We start from the raw sequence: 14,262 nt of genomic DNA on the forward strand, positions 1-14,262 counted from the left end.
CAATGCTGGTGACTCTGGAAGAAATCCGCGCAGCGCAGGAACGGATTCAAGGCGTGGCCTCCCATACCCCTTTGGTCCGTTTGCAGATCTCCGGGCCGCCCGGGAATGTCTTCATCAAAGCCGAAGGGCTGCAGCCCATTGGCAGCTTCAAACTGCGTGGCGCCTATAACAAAATTTCGCAGTTGAAGGAGGCCGAGCGCCAACGCGGCGTGATTACCTACTCCAGCGGCAATCACGCTCAGGGAGTTGCTTATGCCGCCCGCGCCCTCGGTAGGAAGGCTGTCATCGTGATGCCCTCCAATGCTCCTGAGGTCAAAAAGCGCGCAACTGCCGCGCTGGGAGCGGAAATCGTCGAGGTCGGCCCCTCCAGCCTGGAGCGGAAAGAAAAGGCCGAAGAACTGCAGGCGCAATTCGGATACGTGATGGTGCCGCCCTATGACGACCGCGACATCATCGCCGGACAGGGCACCTGCGGGCTGGAAATCCTCGAAGACCTCCCCGAAGTAGACCTCGTACTCTCCCCCGTAAGCGGAGGAGGGCTGTTGAGCGGCGTGGCAGCAGCCATCAAACTCCTAAAGCCTTCCGTCCGGGTCCTCGGCGTTGAACCCGACCTGGCTGCCGATGCACAGGAGAGCTTTCGCACCGGCAGGCTTGTCACCTGGCCGGCGGAGCTCACTTCCCGCACCATCGCCGACGGACTGCGCACCCAGCGCCTGGGCGATCTGAACTTCGAGCACGTCCGTGCTTACGTAGATGACATCATCACGGTAAAAGAGGAAGAGATTGCCTGCGCCATGCAGACGCTGCTTTATCAGGCGCGCCTCACACCCGAGCCAAGCGGGGCCGTTACCACGGCCGCTGTCCTCTTTCATTCCGAAGGGCTGGTGCCCTTTCGCAATTGCGTTGCGATTATGAGCGGCGGAAACGTCGAACCTGACGTACTCAAGCGCATGCTGGCCACCAATTAAGAAGCGGTCAGGATGTCTGGACCAGCCTGCTCAGCTTTCCTCCCCGATCGCCACTACGAAATACTGCGCCGGTCCCTGGCCGGTGTTGCGAATGCCATGCTCTTCGCCGGAGTGAATGAAGGCCGCCGATCCCGGACCGATGGTTGTGCTTTTGCCTTGAATCGTGACCTCGACTGTTCCCTTTGAAATAAGAAACAGTTCTTCATGCACGTGGTGATGCGGCGGATGCGGCATGGCTCCTGGCGCCAAAGTGGTTTCATGCACTTCCAGATGCACCCCCGCATGCGTGACGCCGTTCAGGATTGGACGCGAAGCATTGGCTCCATTGGCATGTACAGGTAGTTGATCGAATGGCTTGGCAAAAGACGGAATCGGCTGGTTGTTGTCAGCTGCCCATGCGAAAGGGCCCAAAAGCAATGGAAGGGCCTGGCATAATGCCCGTCTTGAAAGGTCCATAAGCTCCTCGTGTATTGCCTGCGCACTGATTTTACCGGAGAACACGGGCCATGACGCGCAGTTCCTCCTCCGGTACACTCTTTCTTTATGGACCTCTCCGCTATTCAGTCCGCGCTCCGTGAGCAGCAGCTCGATGCATGGCTTTTCTACGACCATCACCACCGCGATCCCATCGCAGAGCGCATCCTTGGGCTGGACCCTCATGCGCACGTTACACGACGCTGGTATTACGTCGTTCCCGCGCAGGGTGAACCGCACAAGCTGGTACACCGCATCGAACAGGGCCGCCTGGACACTCTGCCCGGAAACAAGACCGCCTACTCCTCATGGCAGGAGCTGCAATCTGGTCTGGAGCGGATCCTTCGGCCCTATCAACGCATCGCCATGCAGTACTCGCCGCGCAACGCCATTATGTATCTCTCGATGGTAGACGCCGGCACGATTGAATTTCTGCGCGAAATCGGCAAAACCATCCTCAGTTCCGCCGACCTGGTGAGCCAGTTTGAGGCTGTGCTTACTGCGGAACAGATTGCCAGCCACTATGAGGCGCAGCGCGCACTCGATGAGATCCTCGCAGAAGGGTTTCGCCGCATCGGCCAGCGCGTTTCTTCCGGCATCACAGAATACGAGATGAAGGTGTGGTTTCAGGAGGCCATCTCCCGTGCGGGCATGGTAACGGAAAATGGTCCGAACGTCTCCGTAAATGAAAACTCTTCGGACTCCCACTACGAACCCACGGCAGAACACTCGCGCAGAATCGAGAAAGGGGACTTCCTGCTAATTGATATCTGGTCGCGCATGGACCGCCCCAACTCCTGCTGGTATGACATTACCTGGACCGCTGTCGTTGGCCGCGCGCCTTCTGAACGCGAACAACAGGTCTTCACCACAGTAAAGAATGCGCGCGACGCCGCCATACGCGCTGTACAGCAAGCATTTGCAGCAAAGCAGCCCATCGCCGGATGGCAGGCCGATGACGCGGCGCGCAACGTCATTCATGAGGCGGGATTTGCGCCGTATTTCACCCACCGTACCGGGCACAACATCGCCACCGAGATCCACGGGAACGGTGCACATCTGGACAATCTGGAGACCCACGATGAGCGCCGCATTCTTCCCTTCACCTGCTTTTCCGTAGAGCCAGGAATTTACCTTCCGGAATTTGGCGTTCGCAGTGAAGTCAATATGATGACAACGCAGGACAAGGCCGAGGTGACCGGGCGCATCCAGCAGGAGCTGGTACGGGTAGAATAACGCCCTTTTCCATCGACGCCCGCAAACACGATACGGCAAACCGTGGCCGGAAGCAGTCCTACTGCCCTTCGTCCTCTGCCGGAATCGCGTAGTATCCCTTTCGCGCCTGCACCTTCAGGCCATCTCCCCTGCATGAGATGTCCAGCTTACGGAAGCTGCCGTCCATTTTTGTATTGGTAGGCGTGTAGCTGGCCAGATACTGCGTGCGGAGCTCATCTTCAATCTGCTGAAAGGCTGCTTCCATCTTTTTGCCATTGTTGCCTACATCAATCATGCGGCCGCCGGTCTCTTCGGCCATCTTCTTCAAAGCCGAGGCCCCCGAATAGCCCATGCCATAGTTGAAATAAAAGCCCCGGTCAGCAATCAAAAGCGCATAAATAATGGTGTTGGACTTCTGTGCCTCTTCAATGGCTTCAGCAATTTTGTGTGTGCTGCCCTGGTCCTCTCCGTCGGTCAGCAGAATCAGGGCCTTCCGACCCGTCTCTGAGCGGAGCTTGTCGGACGCCTCATACACTGCGTCATACAGCAAAGTCCCCTTGGGGTCTCCGTGCACGGGTACCGGACCCTGCCCCATTCCAGGAACGCCGATGGCCCCCCCTCCGCCTCCAGTGTTGATCTGCGCCTGGTCCATGGCCTTCTCAAGCAAACGGGGATTGCTGGTGTAGTCCTGTAACAGGTTCACCTGAACATCAAAGGAGACCAGAAAGGCTTCGTCCTTCGCACGCAGGATGCGCTTCAGAAACGCTGTTCCCGTCTGCTGCTCCATGGGCAGAACATTCTGCTGGCTGCCGCTGGTGTCGAGCAGTATGCCCAGGGTCAGGGGAAGGTCCGTTTCAGGAGCAAAATTCTTGATCTTTTGCGGCTGCTTGTCTTCAAGAATCGTACAGTCGTCTTTCGTCAGGTTTGGGACCAGCCCTCCCTGCTTGTTCCGCACCGTAAAATACACACTCACCAGATTGGCGCTGGCACGGAATGTTGTGGTGGCCGTATTGACCTGGTCCGTTGTATCGGGGGCGTTACTGACCGGAGGAGCATCCGGAGAACCGGGCTCCTGCGCGCTGGCGCGGAAACCAATCGCTGCACAGGCCAGGACGAAAACAAATATGGAAATCCGCCGCCGCATGGGTCTACTCTAATTGGACGGATGAGAGGAATGAAAGGTCTTTCTTTCGCCTCGAAGGGGTGCCGAAGAACCCGATCTCTCCGTTTTGATAGTCTTAAAGAAGCCTGAGGTCTCCCGGTGCCACTCACCAAATGGGGACCATCGGCATCTAATGGAAGTGCGCTCTTCTGCTGCGAATCCCAAATGAGCAGGCAGTTGCGCGAAAGAGGTTTTGGGGGTTTTCAAAAACGATGCAAGGCGCCTTGGCTACATTGCTGGCCTTTCTTTTGCTGGGAGCACCCCAGCAGCAACAACAGCAAAGCATTCCCGACGCGCCAGCGCCCCAGCCTGCCAGCGCTTCTGACCTGTCGAATCTGAAAGATCAGGTGGCCCCGGGCAAAGGCACCGCTTCTGAGGCCCTGAAGCAGCCGGCTACGCCGGCAAGCCAGTCAGACGCGCAGCAGCAGCCTTCTTCCTCTTCCGATACACCTTCTGCTCCTCAACAGGACAACAGCCAGCAGCAGCAGGCCCCCTACATCCCGAAACCGGGAGAGAACCAGGCTTTTCTGATCCGTGTTCCCGTCACTTATGTGGACGTTCCTGTGACCGTCCGGGACAAAAAGCATCAGCTTGTTGCTGGACTCACCTGGCGGCAGTTCAAAATCTATGAGGACGGCGTCCGTCAAAATATCGCCTTCTTCTCCGTAGATCCGCGCCCCCTTTCAGTGGCTTTTGTGATTGACCAGACCCTGCCCTCTGACGTCATGCGCAAGGTCAATGAAAGCCTCTCAGCCGTCACCGGTGCATTCACCCCAGCTGATTCTGTTGCTGTGTTTGCCTATACCAGCAGCCCCCGCATGATTACCGAATTTACCGGCGCGCAAGGCGCCCGGCTTCCGGCTGCCCTACAGAGCGCCAAGGCTTCGGGCCGGGACATGGGCGTCATCTCTCCCGGAGGCCCTCTGGACAATGGGCCGACCATCAATGGCCAGCTTGTGGATCCGAACGTCGCTCCTCAACGCGGCAATATGGGCTTTATCACGATTCCCAAGGAAGTTCATCCCCTCAACGATGCCATCCTGGAGGCCGCCAAGGCGCTTGCCCAGCAGCCTAAAGACCACCTGCGCGTTCTTTATGTGATTAGTGACGGCAAGGAATATGGCAGCAAGGCCTCTTACAAAGAGGTGGTCCGCTATCTGCTCACCAACAATATTGTGCTGTACGGGACCCTGGTGGGTGACTCTGCCATGTGGGGCGTCGGCTATTTGGACAAGTGGCACCTCCCTCTCATCCCCACGATGCGGGACAATATCCTGCCTAAGTATGCTTTGGCCACCGGAGGAGCTCTGGAATCCCAATACTCCGAAAATGGCATCCAGAAGAGCTTTGCCACAATTGCATCTTCGGCCCGCACCCAATACTTCCTGGGTTACTACACGCACTCTGGTGTCATGAGCGACAAGTTCCACAAGATTACCGTGGTGGTTGAAGTGCCCGGCCTGGAGATCACTGCGAAAGACGGTTATTATCCTTCAGCATCCATGCGTCAATGAGCGGCCCGCTTTTGGCCCTGGGCGCGGCTTCGGTCTGGGGAATTTCGGACTTCTGCGGAGGACTGGCTACACGCCGCGCCTCCTCCGCTCTGATTGTCATGATCTCTCATGGCCTTGGGCTTCTTGCTCTTACGTTCTTCTTATGGGTGCTCCACCCACCGGCTCCCTCCCATGGGACCATCTTTTACGGTTTCCTTGCAGGAATCGCCTGCGGCTCTGGTCTGCTCCTGCTCTATGAGGGGCTATCGCACGGATCCATGGGCCTGGTCGCTGCACTCTCCGGCGTTCTGACGGCCATGGTCCCCGTCCTGGCCTCCTTTTTGACGGAGGGAAGGCCGACAGGACTACAACTCGCAGGATTCCTTGCCGCCATGGTGGCCATCTGGCTGATCGTCTACACACCGGGATCATCCGTCCACCTGAACGGCCTTCTGGCGGGAGCAGCTTCCGGAATTTGTTTTGGATTTCTCCTTTATTTTCTTCACCTTGCAGGGAAATCTGACCTTCTCTGGGCCATCGCCTTCTCTCGTCTTGGGTCCGTTTCCTGCGCCATCATTGTTGGCCTTTTTCTCGTTTCGCGCGGGACCCGCCCTCTTCTCGCCCCGGCGATAGATTGGAGCGCTCTTCTTCTGCTGGCCGCCGTAGCAGGACTCCTCGATACTGCGGGAAACCTGCTCTACACCGCTTCTTCTCTCCGTGGACGGCTGGACGTAGCTGCCGTATTGGCGTCCCTCTACCCAGCCGGGACCATCCTTCTCGCAATTTTTTTCCTCAAGGAACGTGCGACCCGCAACCAGACTGCTGGTATGGTGCTGGCGCTGCTTGCCGTGGTAATGATTTCCGCTTAGGCTTGTATTCAGCTATTTTTAAGCAAGCGTTTTCTTGCTGTTTCAGGTTCCCCCGGCCCCCGGCTTGAAAACCAATCATTTGTGGGATGACAATGCGTTTCCTTTATAATTACCATTGGATAATGCTCAATGCGCAGACCCCAGAGCGCAGTCAGTTGATGGCCAACTTAGAACGTGAGCTGGCGGCGAAAAAGGACCAGTTGAATCTGCTCATATCGATGTTCCATGCCATGCCGCGAATGTCCCGCTCTTACATCATCCCGGTATTCCGCAGCACCCGTCGTGAAATTGCTGCCCTGCGCCGTCAGATCCGCAGCTTGCGCCATTAGTTCCAATGATCTGGATCACTGCTGCTGTTTCGTTCTGACGGATTGGAGCGCATTCGCCAGAAAGCGCTCCTGCAATACCGGGTGCATATCGGCAATTCTCTGCATCACGATACGTCCTTGCCCCAGAAACGCGGTGAATGTTCCTGCGCCAATGTTGCGGTCATGGTCGCGGCTGTATCCGGCAACAATCTCCACCCCCGGACCATCCACCAGCCAGCCATTGGAACCTGCCCCCTTCACCTGATAGTGAATACTCATGCCTTCATTCACCGGCATGCCTGCATATAAAGGGTGCTCACGCACAAAGTACCACGATCCCATCCAGCTGGCGCGCGATGCGCCTACCATTCCGTGAAAGGTGAATGCTCCAGCATCGGCAAGCTGCCTGGCATAGCCGCCGGCAACGCTGTCTTTGCCTGTAATGACGATCAGTGGAGTTCCGCTCCGGATCTGCTCGATGGCACCCTCTGGCAATCTGTCTTCCCTCATCTGGCCACTCTGCCGATAGGCCCCCATGTCGTCCGTGGGCACGAGAGGCTCGGCTTTTTGCGCTGCATCCATCGCCAGCAACACATCGTATTTCCTCCCAGTAGAAAACGCTTCGGCAGCTACGCCAACAAAAGGCAGTGACGACCCTGCACCAATCAGACCAATCTTCCATCCTGCAAATGAATATGGGTCCGTCTCCACCACCCACAACCGGCACTCATGTGCGGAGTCTGCCGTAGCATTCAGTGCGAGCTTTGTCGTCCAGACACCTGCCTCATTCAGCGGCCCTGTCTCCACGGCTTTTTGCACAAGGGACACCAGCTTGTCTTTTTCAAACTCCGGACACGCCCACGCACCCACCTTCATCGTCCTGCCTTGAGGGTTACGGATGGAAAACATCAGCCTGCCTGTCACTGGCCTGCCCGTATCGTTCAGCAGATAGATATCGAACTTTGCGCGTTCGCCTTTTCTCAACACCAGATGATACTGTTTCGCCACCGGACGCACCGGCAGCAGGCTTTTAGCCAGAAGTTGCGGATCGGTCTTGAAGTCCCGCATCACATCCAGAAGCCCGCTGTGGTTCTCGATGGCCGTGGACTCCCACCCGCTGATGGCCGCATAATCATTCACATCGCAGATACGGATGTTCTCCAGAAACTGCCCCCACGATTCATATGCGCGGCGGCTGATGGAGCGGAAGAGCGCACTGGCTGAGGGAAATGCCGCCCGGAAGCCCCAACGATCCAGAAACGTTTCATAAGCCGCCAAAATTTCCTTGTGGTCTTCTAGGTCGTAGCTCTTGCCGCCGTGCTGCTCAATCTGCTGAATCAGCAGCGCGTGATTATCAGGCGATGCTGCCCCTTTCATCTCGCCCCACTCGACAATCTCACCTTCATCGGTTGAGCGATATAGAAAATCGTCCGGTCCGTTGTAATAGCGATCATTCCAGACGTCGGAAAACGGCCCCTGGTGCTCGTCCCACCATCCGCCTGCCCCGCCTTCGGCAGAGGTACGCACACGGTCGGAATAGGGTTCAATCCATGCCTGCGCCGCGCGCGAAGCAAAGCCATCATTGGCCACAATGGAACGGCTGGGGTCTTCCTGGTGCATCCGCTTCAGAATGCGATAGAGATTCAGATTACTCAGATCAGGCTTTGCTTCATTCTGCAGTATGTATTCCACCAGGGACGGATGGCTGCGGAAGGCCCGGATCATACGGACAATCTTTGCCTCCATGTAGCGCTGCGCGAACCCCGTTGCGCTGACGGCCTCGTATCCGCCACCGGGTTCCATACAGCGCAAAAGGCCCATCCTGTCCTGGACCGCAAAGACCTCTGGTTTCCCCACGTTCCGGTGAAAGTTCAGACAGTTCAGGTGAAATGTTTTTGCCGCTTCCACTTCGCGCTGGGCCAGTTCCGGCGTGGGGAAAAGTCCATTCATGCCCCAGAAGCCCCATGAAATCGAGGTGTAGATGCGAGTGCGCCGTCCATTCAGACGAAACATTGCCTCTGCTCCAATGCCCTCTGGAGCAAACCAGCGGAAGCCGAAAGGAATCTGCCGGAAGTCCGCGTCAGTCTGCAGGCCCTTCCATTCCACCCGCAGTTGATAGAGATGCGGGCTGTCCAGGTCCCACAGCTTTGCACCTTCATATCGCATCTCGGCTTGAAAAACAGCCGTTGCATGGGCATCCAATTGAGCCGGCAGCTCCTTCTTTGCAACGGTCTGGCCCAATGCAGGATCCACAATCGAGAAGACGATGCTCCCAGTCCTGGGCTGCCCGGTCAGATTTTCCAGCTCTGCATGGGCCGTAATCGCACGCACATCCGGCGTATTCAGCACCCAACTGTCTTTTACCCGAACAGGCCCATGCGCAGTCAGGCGCAGCGCGCGGTCCAGCCCGCCAAAACCGTGGCTGCTCTGGAGACGGACCTGCCCCCACTGCAACTGGCGGCCATCAATCCAGTCCATCTCACCACCAGGATTGGTAATGCGAATCGCAAGCTGGTTCTTTTCTCCTGGACGTGCTGCCTGTGTGATATCGCATTCAAACGGCAGCTCTTCCAGAATGCTGTAGCCCACCAGCTTTTGGTTCAGATAGACCTCGGCCCTTAAACGTGCCCCGCGCACGTGAAGAAAGATTCGTTTACCCTGAAAATCCATCGGGACTTCTATCTCGCGCCAAAACCAGGAAACGCCACGGTAGGAACCGTTCTTCACCTCACGGTCAGTATCCTCAAATTTGTACTCATTCTTGTAAGGACGATACCCGAATGCCCCCCAGTAAAACTGCTCCACCGTTGCAGGCAGTGTCACACCCACTCCCTGCGTGAAACCCAGGACCTCCCATCCCCCAGTGGGAGGATTCACCGGAAGCTCCGTCAGCTTGAATTCACCTGGCAGATAAATTGTGTCCTCTTCCCAGGCAGCCTTTGTATCCGGCCACATGCGCCAGCCTTCATCAGGAAGAAAGAGCTCCTGCGTAGACGAAGGTGTTTGTGCCTCTGCTCCGCGTAGCCCGCATGTAGATAAAAGAAATCCTGAAAAGGCCGCGCCCTTCAAGAAACCCCGGCGGCTGGAAACAATGCTCATGTCTACTCCAGTTTGTTTTGAGTAATGACCGCCAGAGGGTCCCAATCATCCTTACCGCTCAGGAATGCGTGGACCATGTACTTCTCCGCCTCTGCACTCGTCAGGAATTTCGTGTGCGGATCGCGCTCCTTTCGGTGCGCTCCCGGCCCGACAGATTGGTATTCCGCATAGAACGCCGTGTCCAGCGAATGTGTCTCGCCTGGATGCCACTCCCGCCATCCCGCAGGCTGAATATGCTCACCCATCCATGTATTCAGAAAGACAACCGTAGCATACGGTCTCCACGGCCTGCCCAGATAGACATTCGTCACTCCGGGATCTGCTGTCAGCCTGCATTCGTCAAAGACATACGCCGAGTCCTCCTTGGGCTCATGCTTGCCCTGCGCCGTGACAAATCCCTCAGAATGCGGAGTGCTGTGGACCTCGCAGTGGTCGAAAAAAGACTTGCCGTCTCCAAAAATAAAATCCACATTGCCGGCAATGTAGCAATTGGAAAAATATTGCCGTGTCGGCTCACATGAAGTCCCGCCGGAAGGACAATGGCTCCCCGTATAAAGTGTGTCCTGATTCCCCAGCAGATGCACATTGTGAAATACTGCCCGGTCACCCGTCACCAGAAGCGCCAGGGCCTGCGATCCTGCCGGAAGCTGCGGATGCGTCCTGTTCCAGTCATTCTCAAACGTAATGTTCTCCGCAAAAAAGTCGTCTGCAGTTACATTCACTGTGGCGGAATGAAATGTCCCTCCGGAGGTGCCCGCGCTCAGGTCGTAGACCACAACCGTCTTGCTGGCGTCTGGATTGGCGCTGCGCAGCCGGATCCCCGGCTTGTCAATGTGCAGCACTTCACGATAGGTCCCAGGAGCGACCAGGAGCGTGGCACCGCCTGTCGCAGGCGCTTCATCCAGCGCCTTCTGGATGGAATAGTAATCGCCAGTGCCATCGGCCGCCACATAGAAGGTTTTGTCTTCCGGCAGGACCGTGTTCGCCGCCTCCGGCGCAGTTGTTGTCTTCGGAAAAGGAACAAAGCGACCAGCACATGGAATCGGACTGCCCTTATTTGTATCTCTCTCTGTTACAGATACGTCCTCACCGTTCGGCACAAGATTTCCACGGTTGCGCAGCGTAATTTCTGCGTCCCGCGCCTGCATCTTCGACTGCTCCAGCCTATCGGCATAAACATTGTCGAGGGTTACGCCGAGCTTGTGCTGCGCATCCAGACCAAGAAACGTATACGTGCCCGGCGACAACACATGCACGTCCTTCAGCACAATGTCGCGGTATACCGGCAGCGCATTTCCCGAGAAGGTGGTGTACAACGGCGTAAACAGAATCGGGTTCTTCGTATCGCGAATACAAACGTCCTCATAGATCACGTCACGCACAAGCCCGCCCCGGCTGCGATCAGACTTGATGCGAATGCCGTTGTCCGCGCCGTCGATTGTTAGGTCTTGCACCAGAATGTGATGGACGCCGCCCTCAGTTCCGCTGCCAATGGACATCCCGTGTCCTGTATAAAAATGGTTGTGCACAATGGACATGTTCGCGGCCGCACCTGCCTTTCCCGACTTGATCGCTACATTGTCGTCCCCCGTGTGAATGTAGGAATACGCAATCGTTACATTTGTGGACGATCCAGGATCAATGCCATCTGTATTGCGCGCCGTCTTTGGCGTCAGGATCTTCACGCCCCACGCCGTAAATCCATTGGTCTGGTTGACTGCAACATGGAAATTTGGCGAATTGCGCAGGGTAATCCGGTAGAGCGTGAAGTTGTCCGATCGGTTGACCTCAATCAGACGGAAGCAGCTCTGCCCCTTGTCTTCAATCTTGGCCCGATGCGCCAGGTCCCACCATGTTTCGTTCTGCCCTATGAGCTTTTCGCCGCCGCGCCCATCAATCGAGCCGTCCCCCATCACCCCGCTGTCCGGAGCGTTGTTCACAGCAATCAGCGGCCTGCACCCATGCCCTTTTTCACTCACAATGCCGCAGCTTCCTGGAGTGATGTCGTAGTCACGCGGATTGCGCGAGGCAAAGATCGCCGTATTGGCGTCCACCAGCAACGTGACACCCTTTTTGAGCTGCAACGGACCACTCAAAAAAATGTCCTTCTGCCCGTCTGCCTCTAACTCCACCGCCTTCCCCGGCGAACAGGAATCAATCGCCTGTTGGATCCGCTTTGTATCTTCGCGTTGTTCCTCGCGCTCGTCCAATCTCCCCTGGCTCGCCTGCAACTCGGCTTTCAGCACCACACATGAAGGAGGAATGGACGGCTCGGTGACATGACGCGTGTCCTGCCCATAGACCGCAACCGCAAATACAAAAACCAGGGTCCAGCACACATGACGCATAATCTTCTCCAGAAAGCACTCGATTTGGATTGGCTTGTGGTCAGACCATTCAATATAAACAGAACGTGCTGCCCTTGTCACCCTAACCTGAGCAGGAAAAGATCATGGCCGTGCACTGCTACCGCCGTCCCGACCAGAACGAAGCACAGCGGAGTTTTTTTGCATTTCCCCAGCTCCTTGACAGCCCTGTCTTTCAGTCACTAATCTTCATGCACATGCTTCTGTGGACTGACCACTCATGCTTCTGAAAAAAACCTCTCTGATCTGTCTCCTCTGGATTCTGCTCTCAGGTCTATCCCTCGCCCAGACCGCGCCTGCAACACCATCGCGACCCTCTCTTCCCACCCTCTTTCTCATCGGCGACTCCACTGTGCGCAATGGAAACGGAACCGGCGCGAACGGCCTCTGGGGATGGGGCGACCTTCTTCCTGAATACTTTGATCTCTCAAAGATCAACATCGTCAATCGCGCACGCGGCGGACGCAGTAGCCGCACTTTTCTCACCGAGGGCCTCTGGGATGACACCCTCGCCCTCATCAAGCCCGGCGATTACGTCATCATGCAATTTGGCCACAATGATGCGAGCCCGCTTGATGATGCCGCACGCGCACGCGGAACGCTACCCGGCACCGGGGATGAAACGCGCGATATCTGGAACCCCATCACAAAAAAGCAGGAAACAGTGCACACTTACGGCTGGTACATGCGCAAGTTTATAAAAGACACGCTGGCCAAAGGCGCGATGCCCATCATCTGCGCACCGATTCCGCGCAACAACTGGAAAGATGGCAAAGTGGTCCGTAATGAGGACTCCTATGGCGGATGGGCGCGTCAGCTTGCCGGAGAGTTTCACATCGGCTTCATCAACCTGAACGAGATCATCGCAGAAAAGTATGAGACGATGGGCGAAGCAAGAGTCGCGCCGCTCTTTCCTTCCGACCACACCCACACTTCACGCGAAGGCGCAGAGATCAATGCTGAAGCGGTCGTCGCCGGCTTGAAAGCATTGCCAGGAAATCCCTTCAAAAAATATTTTTCGCCAAAAGCGCGCACCATCCATGCCTGGAAAGCCCGATAAATCATCGCCCATATGGAGTCACCGCGCTTACCTGCGGATCGAGCGGCAGCTTCAAGAATTCGGGACGGTCCGGCTGCGCTGGATCAAACCCGCTTTCCGTCTTCACAATTGCCGATGTTAGCGGCAACCCTGCTTCGCGAATACCCTGCACCACGCAGCGTGCTAATTCATACGCGCCATAATCGGTGAAATGCGTGTCATCATTCAACGCTAGCGGCTGATCAGGAAAAGTATTCGCCGGAAAATGCACAAATGCCTTCATCGTTCCCTGCGGCCCCATCGCTTCATACAGCGCCTTGCTCATTGCGTTCAGATCAATCAGCGCGACATGCTGTTGCTGGGCGATTTCCCGCATCGCCGCCGGATAATCTCCCAGCGTTTGAATGATCTTCCCCTCTGCATCAAAAGTGCGGCGGTTCATGGAAGTCACCAGCACCGGCGTCGCACCCTTGCTCCGCGCCATTTGAATCGATTCGGCCAGAGATTGTTTATATTCCGCGATCGAAACAAAACCTTTGCCCGGTTTTTGGTCATTGTGCGCAAACTGCATGAAGAGGTAGTCGCCCGCTTTGAGAGTGCTGAAGATTTTTGCAAAGCGGTTCTCCACCGTGAAGCTGTGGATCGTCTCTCCCGATTCGGCCTGGTCAGAAACGCTCACAGTATCATTGAAGAACACCGGCAGCATCTGGCCCCATGCCGCCCACGGCTCTTTGTCCTGGTCCACCACAGTGGAGTCGCCCGCAAGATACACCACAGGGACCTGGACTTTCTCAATGGTAATGCTGCGGAATGCTGGCTTCTGGCCTATGAATTCAAGCGTCAGCTTGTCGTCCCAATCGAGACTGCCAATTTCGCGCGGCTTCAAGTGGACTTCCTTCCCATCCTCAATACGAGGTGTCCGCACATTCACAATAAATTTCTTGCTGATGCTCTGATGCGGCGCCGTGGCTACAGAAAGCAGCATCAGCCTGCGCGACTCGGCCTTCACCGTGGTGACAGAAGCATCTGCCCCGCCGCCCACCTCTACCGTCACTCGATAATCGCCTTCCGGTACAGCAAGAGAAAAGAAAAACGGCTTGTTTGAAGAACAGGTTCCATCTTTGCTGCTTGGAGCGGCACCGAAATCAAATCCGAATTGCGTGTTCGCGGAATAGAAAGTGTGGGCCGTAAGTTGCTTCGAACTCTTCCCTGGTGAGCAGGCAAACCGCCATGAATTGGTTTCTGCCCGCAAGAAAGAGCAGAAGCAGC

Annotated in this window: 11 protein-coding genes; 6 read left to right on the top strand and 5 right to left on the bottom strand. The window is 56.4% G+C overall.

Annotated features, from left to right (window positions below):
- Positions 1 to 2: 2 nt before the first annotated feature.
- Entirely contained in the window at positions 3 to 968 is a 966-nt protein-coding gene (locus N655_RS0103010) for a threonine ammonia-lyase (RefSeq protein WP_044933875.1), read from the top strand.
- Between the two features lie 30 nt (positions 969 to 998).
- Here N655_RS0103010 and N655_RS17040 read toward each other — a convergent pair whose 3' ends face one another.
- Positions 999 to 1,424: a cupin domain-containing protein gene (locus tag N655_RS17040; RefSeq protein WP_044933877.1), complete on the bottom strand. Its 426-nt coding sequence runs from the start codon at positions 1,422 to 1,424 to the stop codon at positions 999 to 1,001.
- 87 nt (positions 1,425 to 1,511) lie between these two features.
- Between N655_RS17040 and N655_RS0103020 the strand changes: the two genes are divergently transcribed.
- Positions 1,512 to 2,678: a M24 family metallopeptidase gene (locus N655_RS0103020; RefSeq protein ID WP_026441801.1), complete on the top strand. Its 1,167-nt coding sequence runs from the start codon at positions 1,512 to 1,514 to the stop codon at positions 2,676 to 2,678.
- Positions 2,679 to 2,736: 58 nt separating this feature from the next.
- On the opposite strand, the gene N655_RS0103025 is transcribed toward N655_RS0103020, so the two are convergent.
- Complete coding sequence (locus N655_RS0103025; RefSeq protein ID WP_026441802.1) at positions 2,737 to 3,801, bottom strand: VWA domain-containing protein; 1,065 nt, start codon at positions 3,799 to 3,801, stop codon at positions 2,737 to 2,739.
- 242 nt (positions 3,802 to 4,043) lie between these two features.
- Here N655_RS0103025 and N655_RS0103030 point away from each other — a divergent pair, with 242 nt between their 5' ends.
- The 3 genes from N655_RS0103030 to N655_RS0103040 all read left to right on the top strand — a co-directional run bounded on the left by N655_RS0103030 (position 4,044) and on the right by N655_RS0103040 (position 6,510).
- Positions 4,044 to 5,333 (top strand): VWA domain-containing protein, encoded by a 1,290-nt coding sequence (locus N655_RS0103030; RefSeq protein ID WP_162173479.1) that lies wholly within the window; start codon positions 4,044 to 4,046, stop codon positions 5,331 to 5,333.
- The gene (locus tag N655_RS0103035; protein ID WP_044933879.1) at positions 5,330 to 6,181 is read left to right on the top strand and encodes an EamA family transporter; all 852 of its coding nucleotides are present in this window, start codon (positions 5,330 to 5,332) and stop codon (positions 6,179 to 6,181) included. The genes N655_RS0103030 and N655_RS0103035 overlap by 4 nt, the downstream gene beginning before the upstream one ends.
- 92 nt (positions 6,182 to 6,273) lie before the next feature.
- Positions 6,274 to 6,510 carry a hypothetical protein gene (locus N655_RS0103040; RefSeq protein ID WP_155987488.1) on the top strand — a complete coding sequence of 79 codons (237 nt, stop codon included), beginning with the start codon at positions 6,274 to 6,276 and terminating at the stop codon, positions 6,508 to 6,510.
- A 15-nt stretch (positions 6,511 to 6,525) separates the two neighbouring features.
- On the opposite strand, the gene N655_RS0103045 is transcribed toward N655_RS0103040, so the two are convergent.
- Together N655_RS0103045 and N655_RS20055 are read right to left on the bottom strand one after the other, a co-directional pair.
- Positions 6,526 to 9,588 carry a glycoside hydrolase family 2 protein gene (locus N655_RS0103045; RefSeq protein WP_026441806.1) on the bottom strand — a complete coding sequence of 1,021 codons (3,063 nt, stop codon included), beginning with the start codon at positions 9,586 to 9,588 and terminating at the stop codon, positions 6,526 to 6,528.
- 2 nt (positions 9,589 to 9,590) lie between these two features.
- Positions 9,591 to 11,936, bottom strand: coding sequence for a pectinesterase family protein (locus N655_RS20055; protein WP_069955801.1), 2,346 nt, complete (start codon positions 11,934 to 11,936; stop codon positions 9,591 to 9,593).
- Positions 11,937 to 12,174: 238 nt separating this feature from the next.
- On the opposite strand from N655_RS20055, the gene N655_RS17050 reads away from it, so the two are divergent.
- Positions 12,175 to 13,014 (top strand): rhamnogalacturonan acetylesterase, encoded by an 840-nt coding sequence (locus N655_RS17050; RefSeq protein WP_044933883.1) that lies wholly within the window; start codon positions 12,175 to 12,177, stop codon positions 13,012 to 13,014.
- 1 nt (position 13,015) lies between these two features.
- Here N655_RS17050 and N655_RS0103065 read toward each other — a convergent pair whose 3' ends face one another.
- Complete coding sequence (locus N655_RS0103065; RefSeq protein WP_238324452.1) at positions 13,016 to 14,047, bottom strand: rhamnogalacturonan acetylesterase; 1,032 nt, start codon at positions 14,045 to 14,047, stop codon at positions 13,016 to 13,018.
- Between the last annotated feature and the right edge of the window lie 215 nt (positions 14,048 to 14,262).

Origin of the sequence: Pseudacidobacterium ailaaui (genome assembly GCF_000688455.1) — a bacterium.
GTDB lineage: Bacteria > Acidobacteriota > Terriglobia > Terriglobales > Acidobacteriaceae > Pseudacidobacterium > Pseudacidobacterium ailaaui.

Excerpts from the sequence above, each read along its gene's own strand:
- N655_RS0103010 (WP_044933875.1), top strand. The coding sequence starts at position 3 with ATGCTGGTGACTCTGGAAGAAATCCGCGCAGCGCAGGAACGGATTCAA.
- N655_RS17040 (WP_044933877.1), bottom strand. The coding sequence starts at position 1,424 with ATGGACCTTTCAAGACGGGCATTATGCCAGGCCCTTCCATTGCTTTTG.
- N655_RS0103020 (WP_026441801.1), top strand. The coding sequence starts at position 1,512 with ATGGACCTCTCCGCTATTCAGTCCGCGCTCCGTGAGCAGCAGCTCGAT.
- N655_RS0103025 (WP_026441802.1), bottom strand. The coding sequence starts at position 3,801 with ATGCGGCGGCGGATTTCCATATTTGTTTTCGTCCTGGCCTGTGCAGCG.
- N655_RS0103035 (WP_044933879.1), top strand. The coding sequence starts at position 5,330 with ATGAGCGGCCCGCTTTTGGCCCTGGGCGCGGCTTCGGTCTGGGGAATT.
- N655_RS0103040 (WP_155987488.1), top strand. The coding sequence starts at position 6,274 with ATGCGTTTCCTTTATAATTACCATTGGATAATGCTCAATGCGCAGACC.
- N655_RS0103045 (WP_026441806.1), bottom strand. The coding sequence starts at position 9,588 with ATGAGCATTGTTTCCAGCCGCCGGGGTTTCTTGAAGGGCGCGGCCTTT.
- N655_RS20055 (WP_069955801.1), bottom strand. The coding sequence starts at position 11,936 with ATGCGTCATGTGTGCTGGACCCTGGTTTTTGTATTTGCGGTTGCGGTC.
- N655_RS17050 (WP_044933883.1), top strand. The coding sequence starts at position 12,175 with ATGCTTCTGAAAAAAACCTCTCTGATCTGTCTCCTCTGGATTCTGCTC.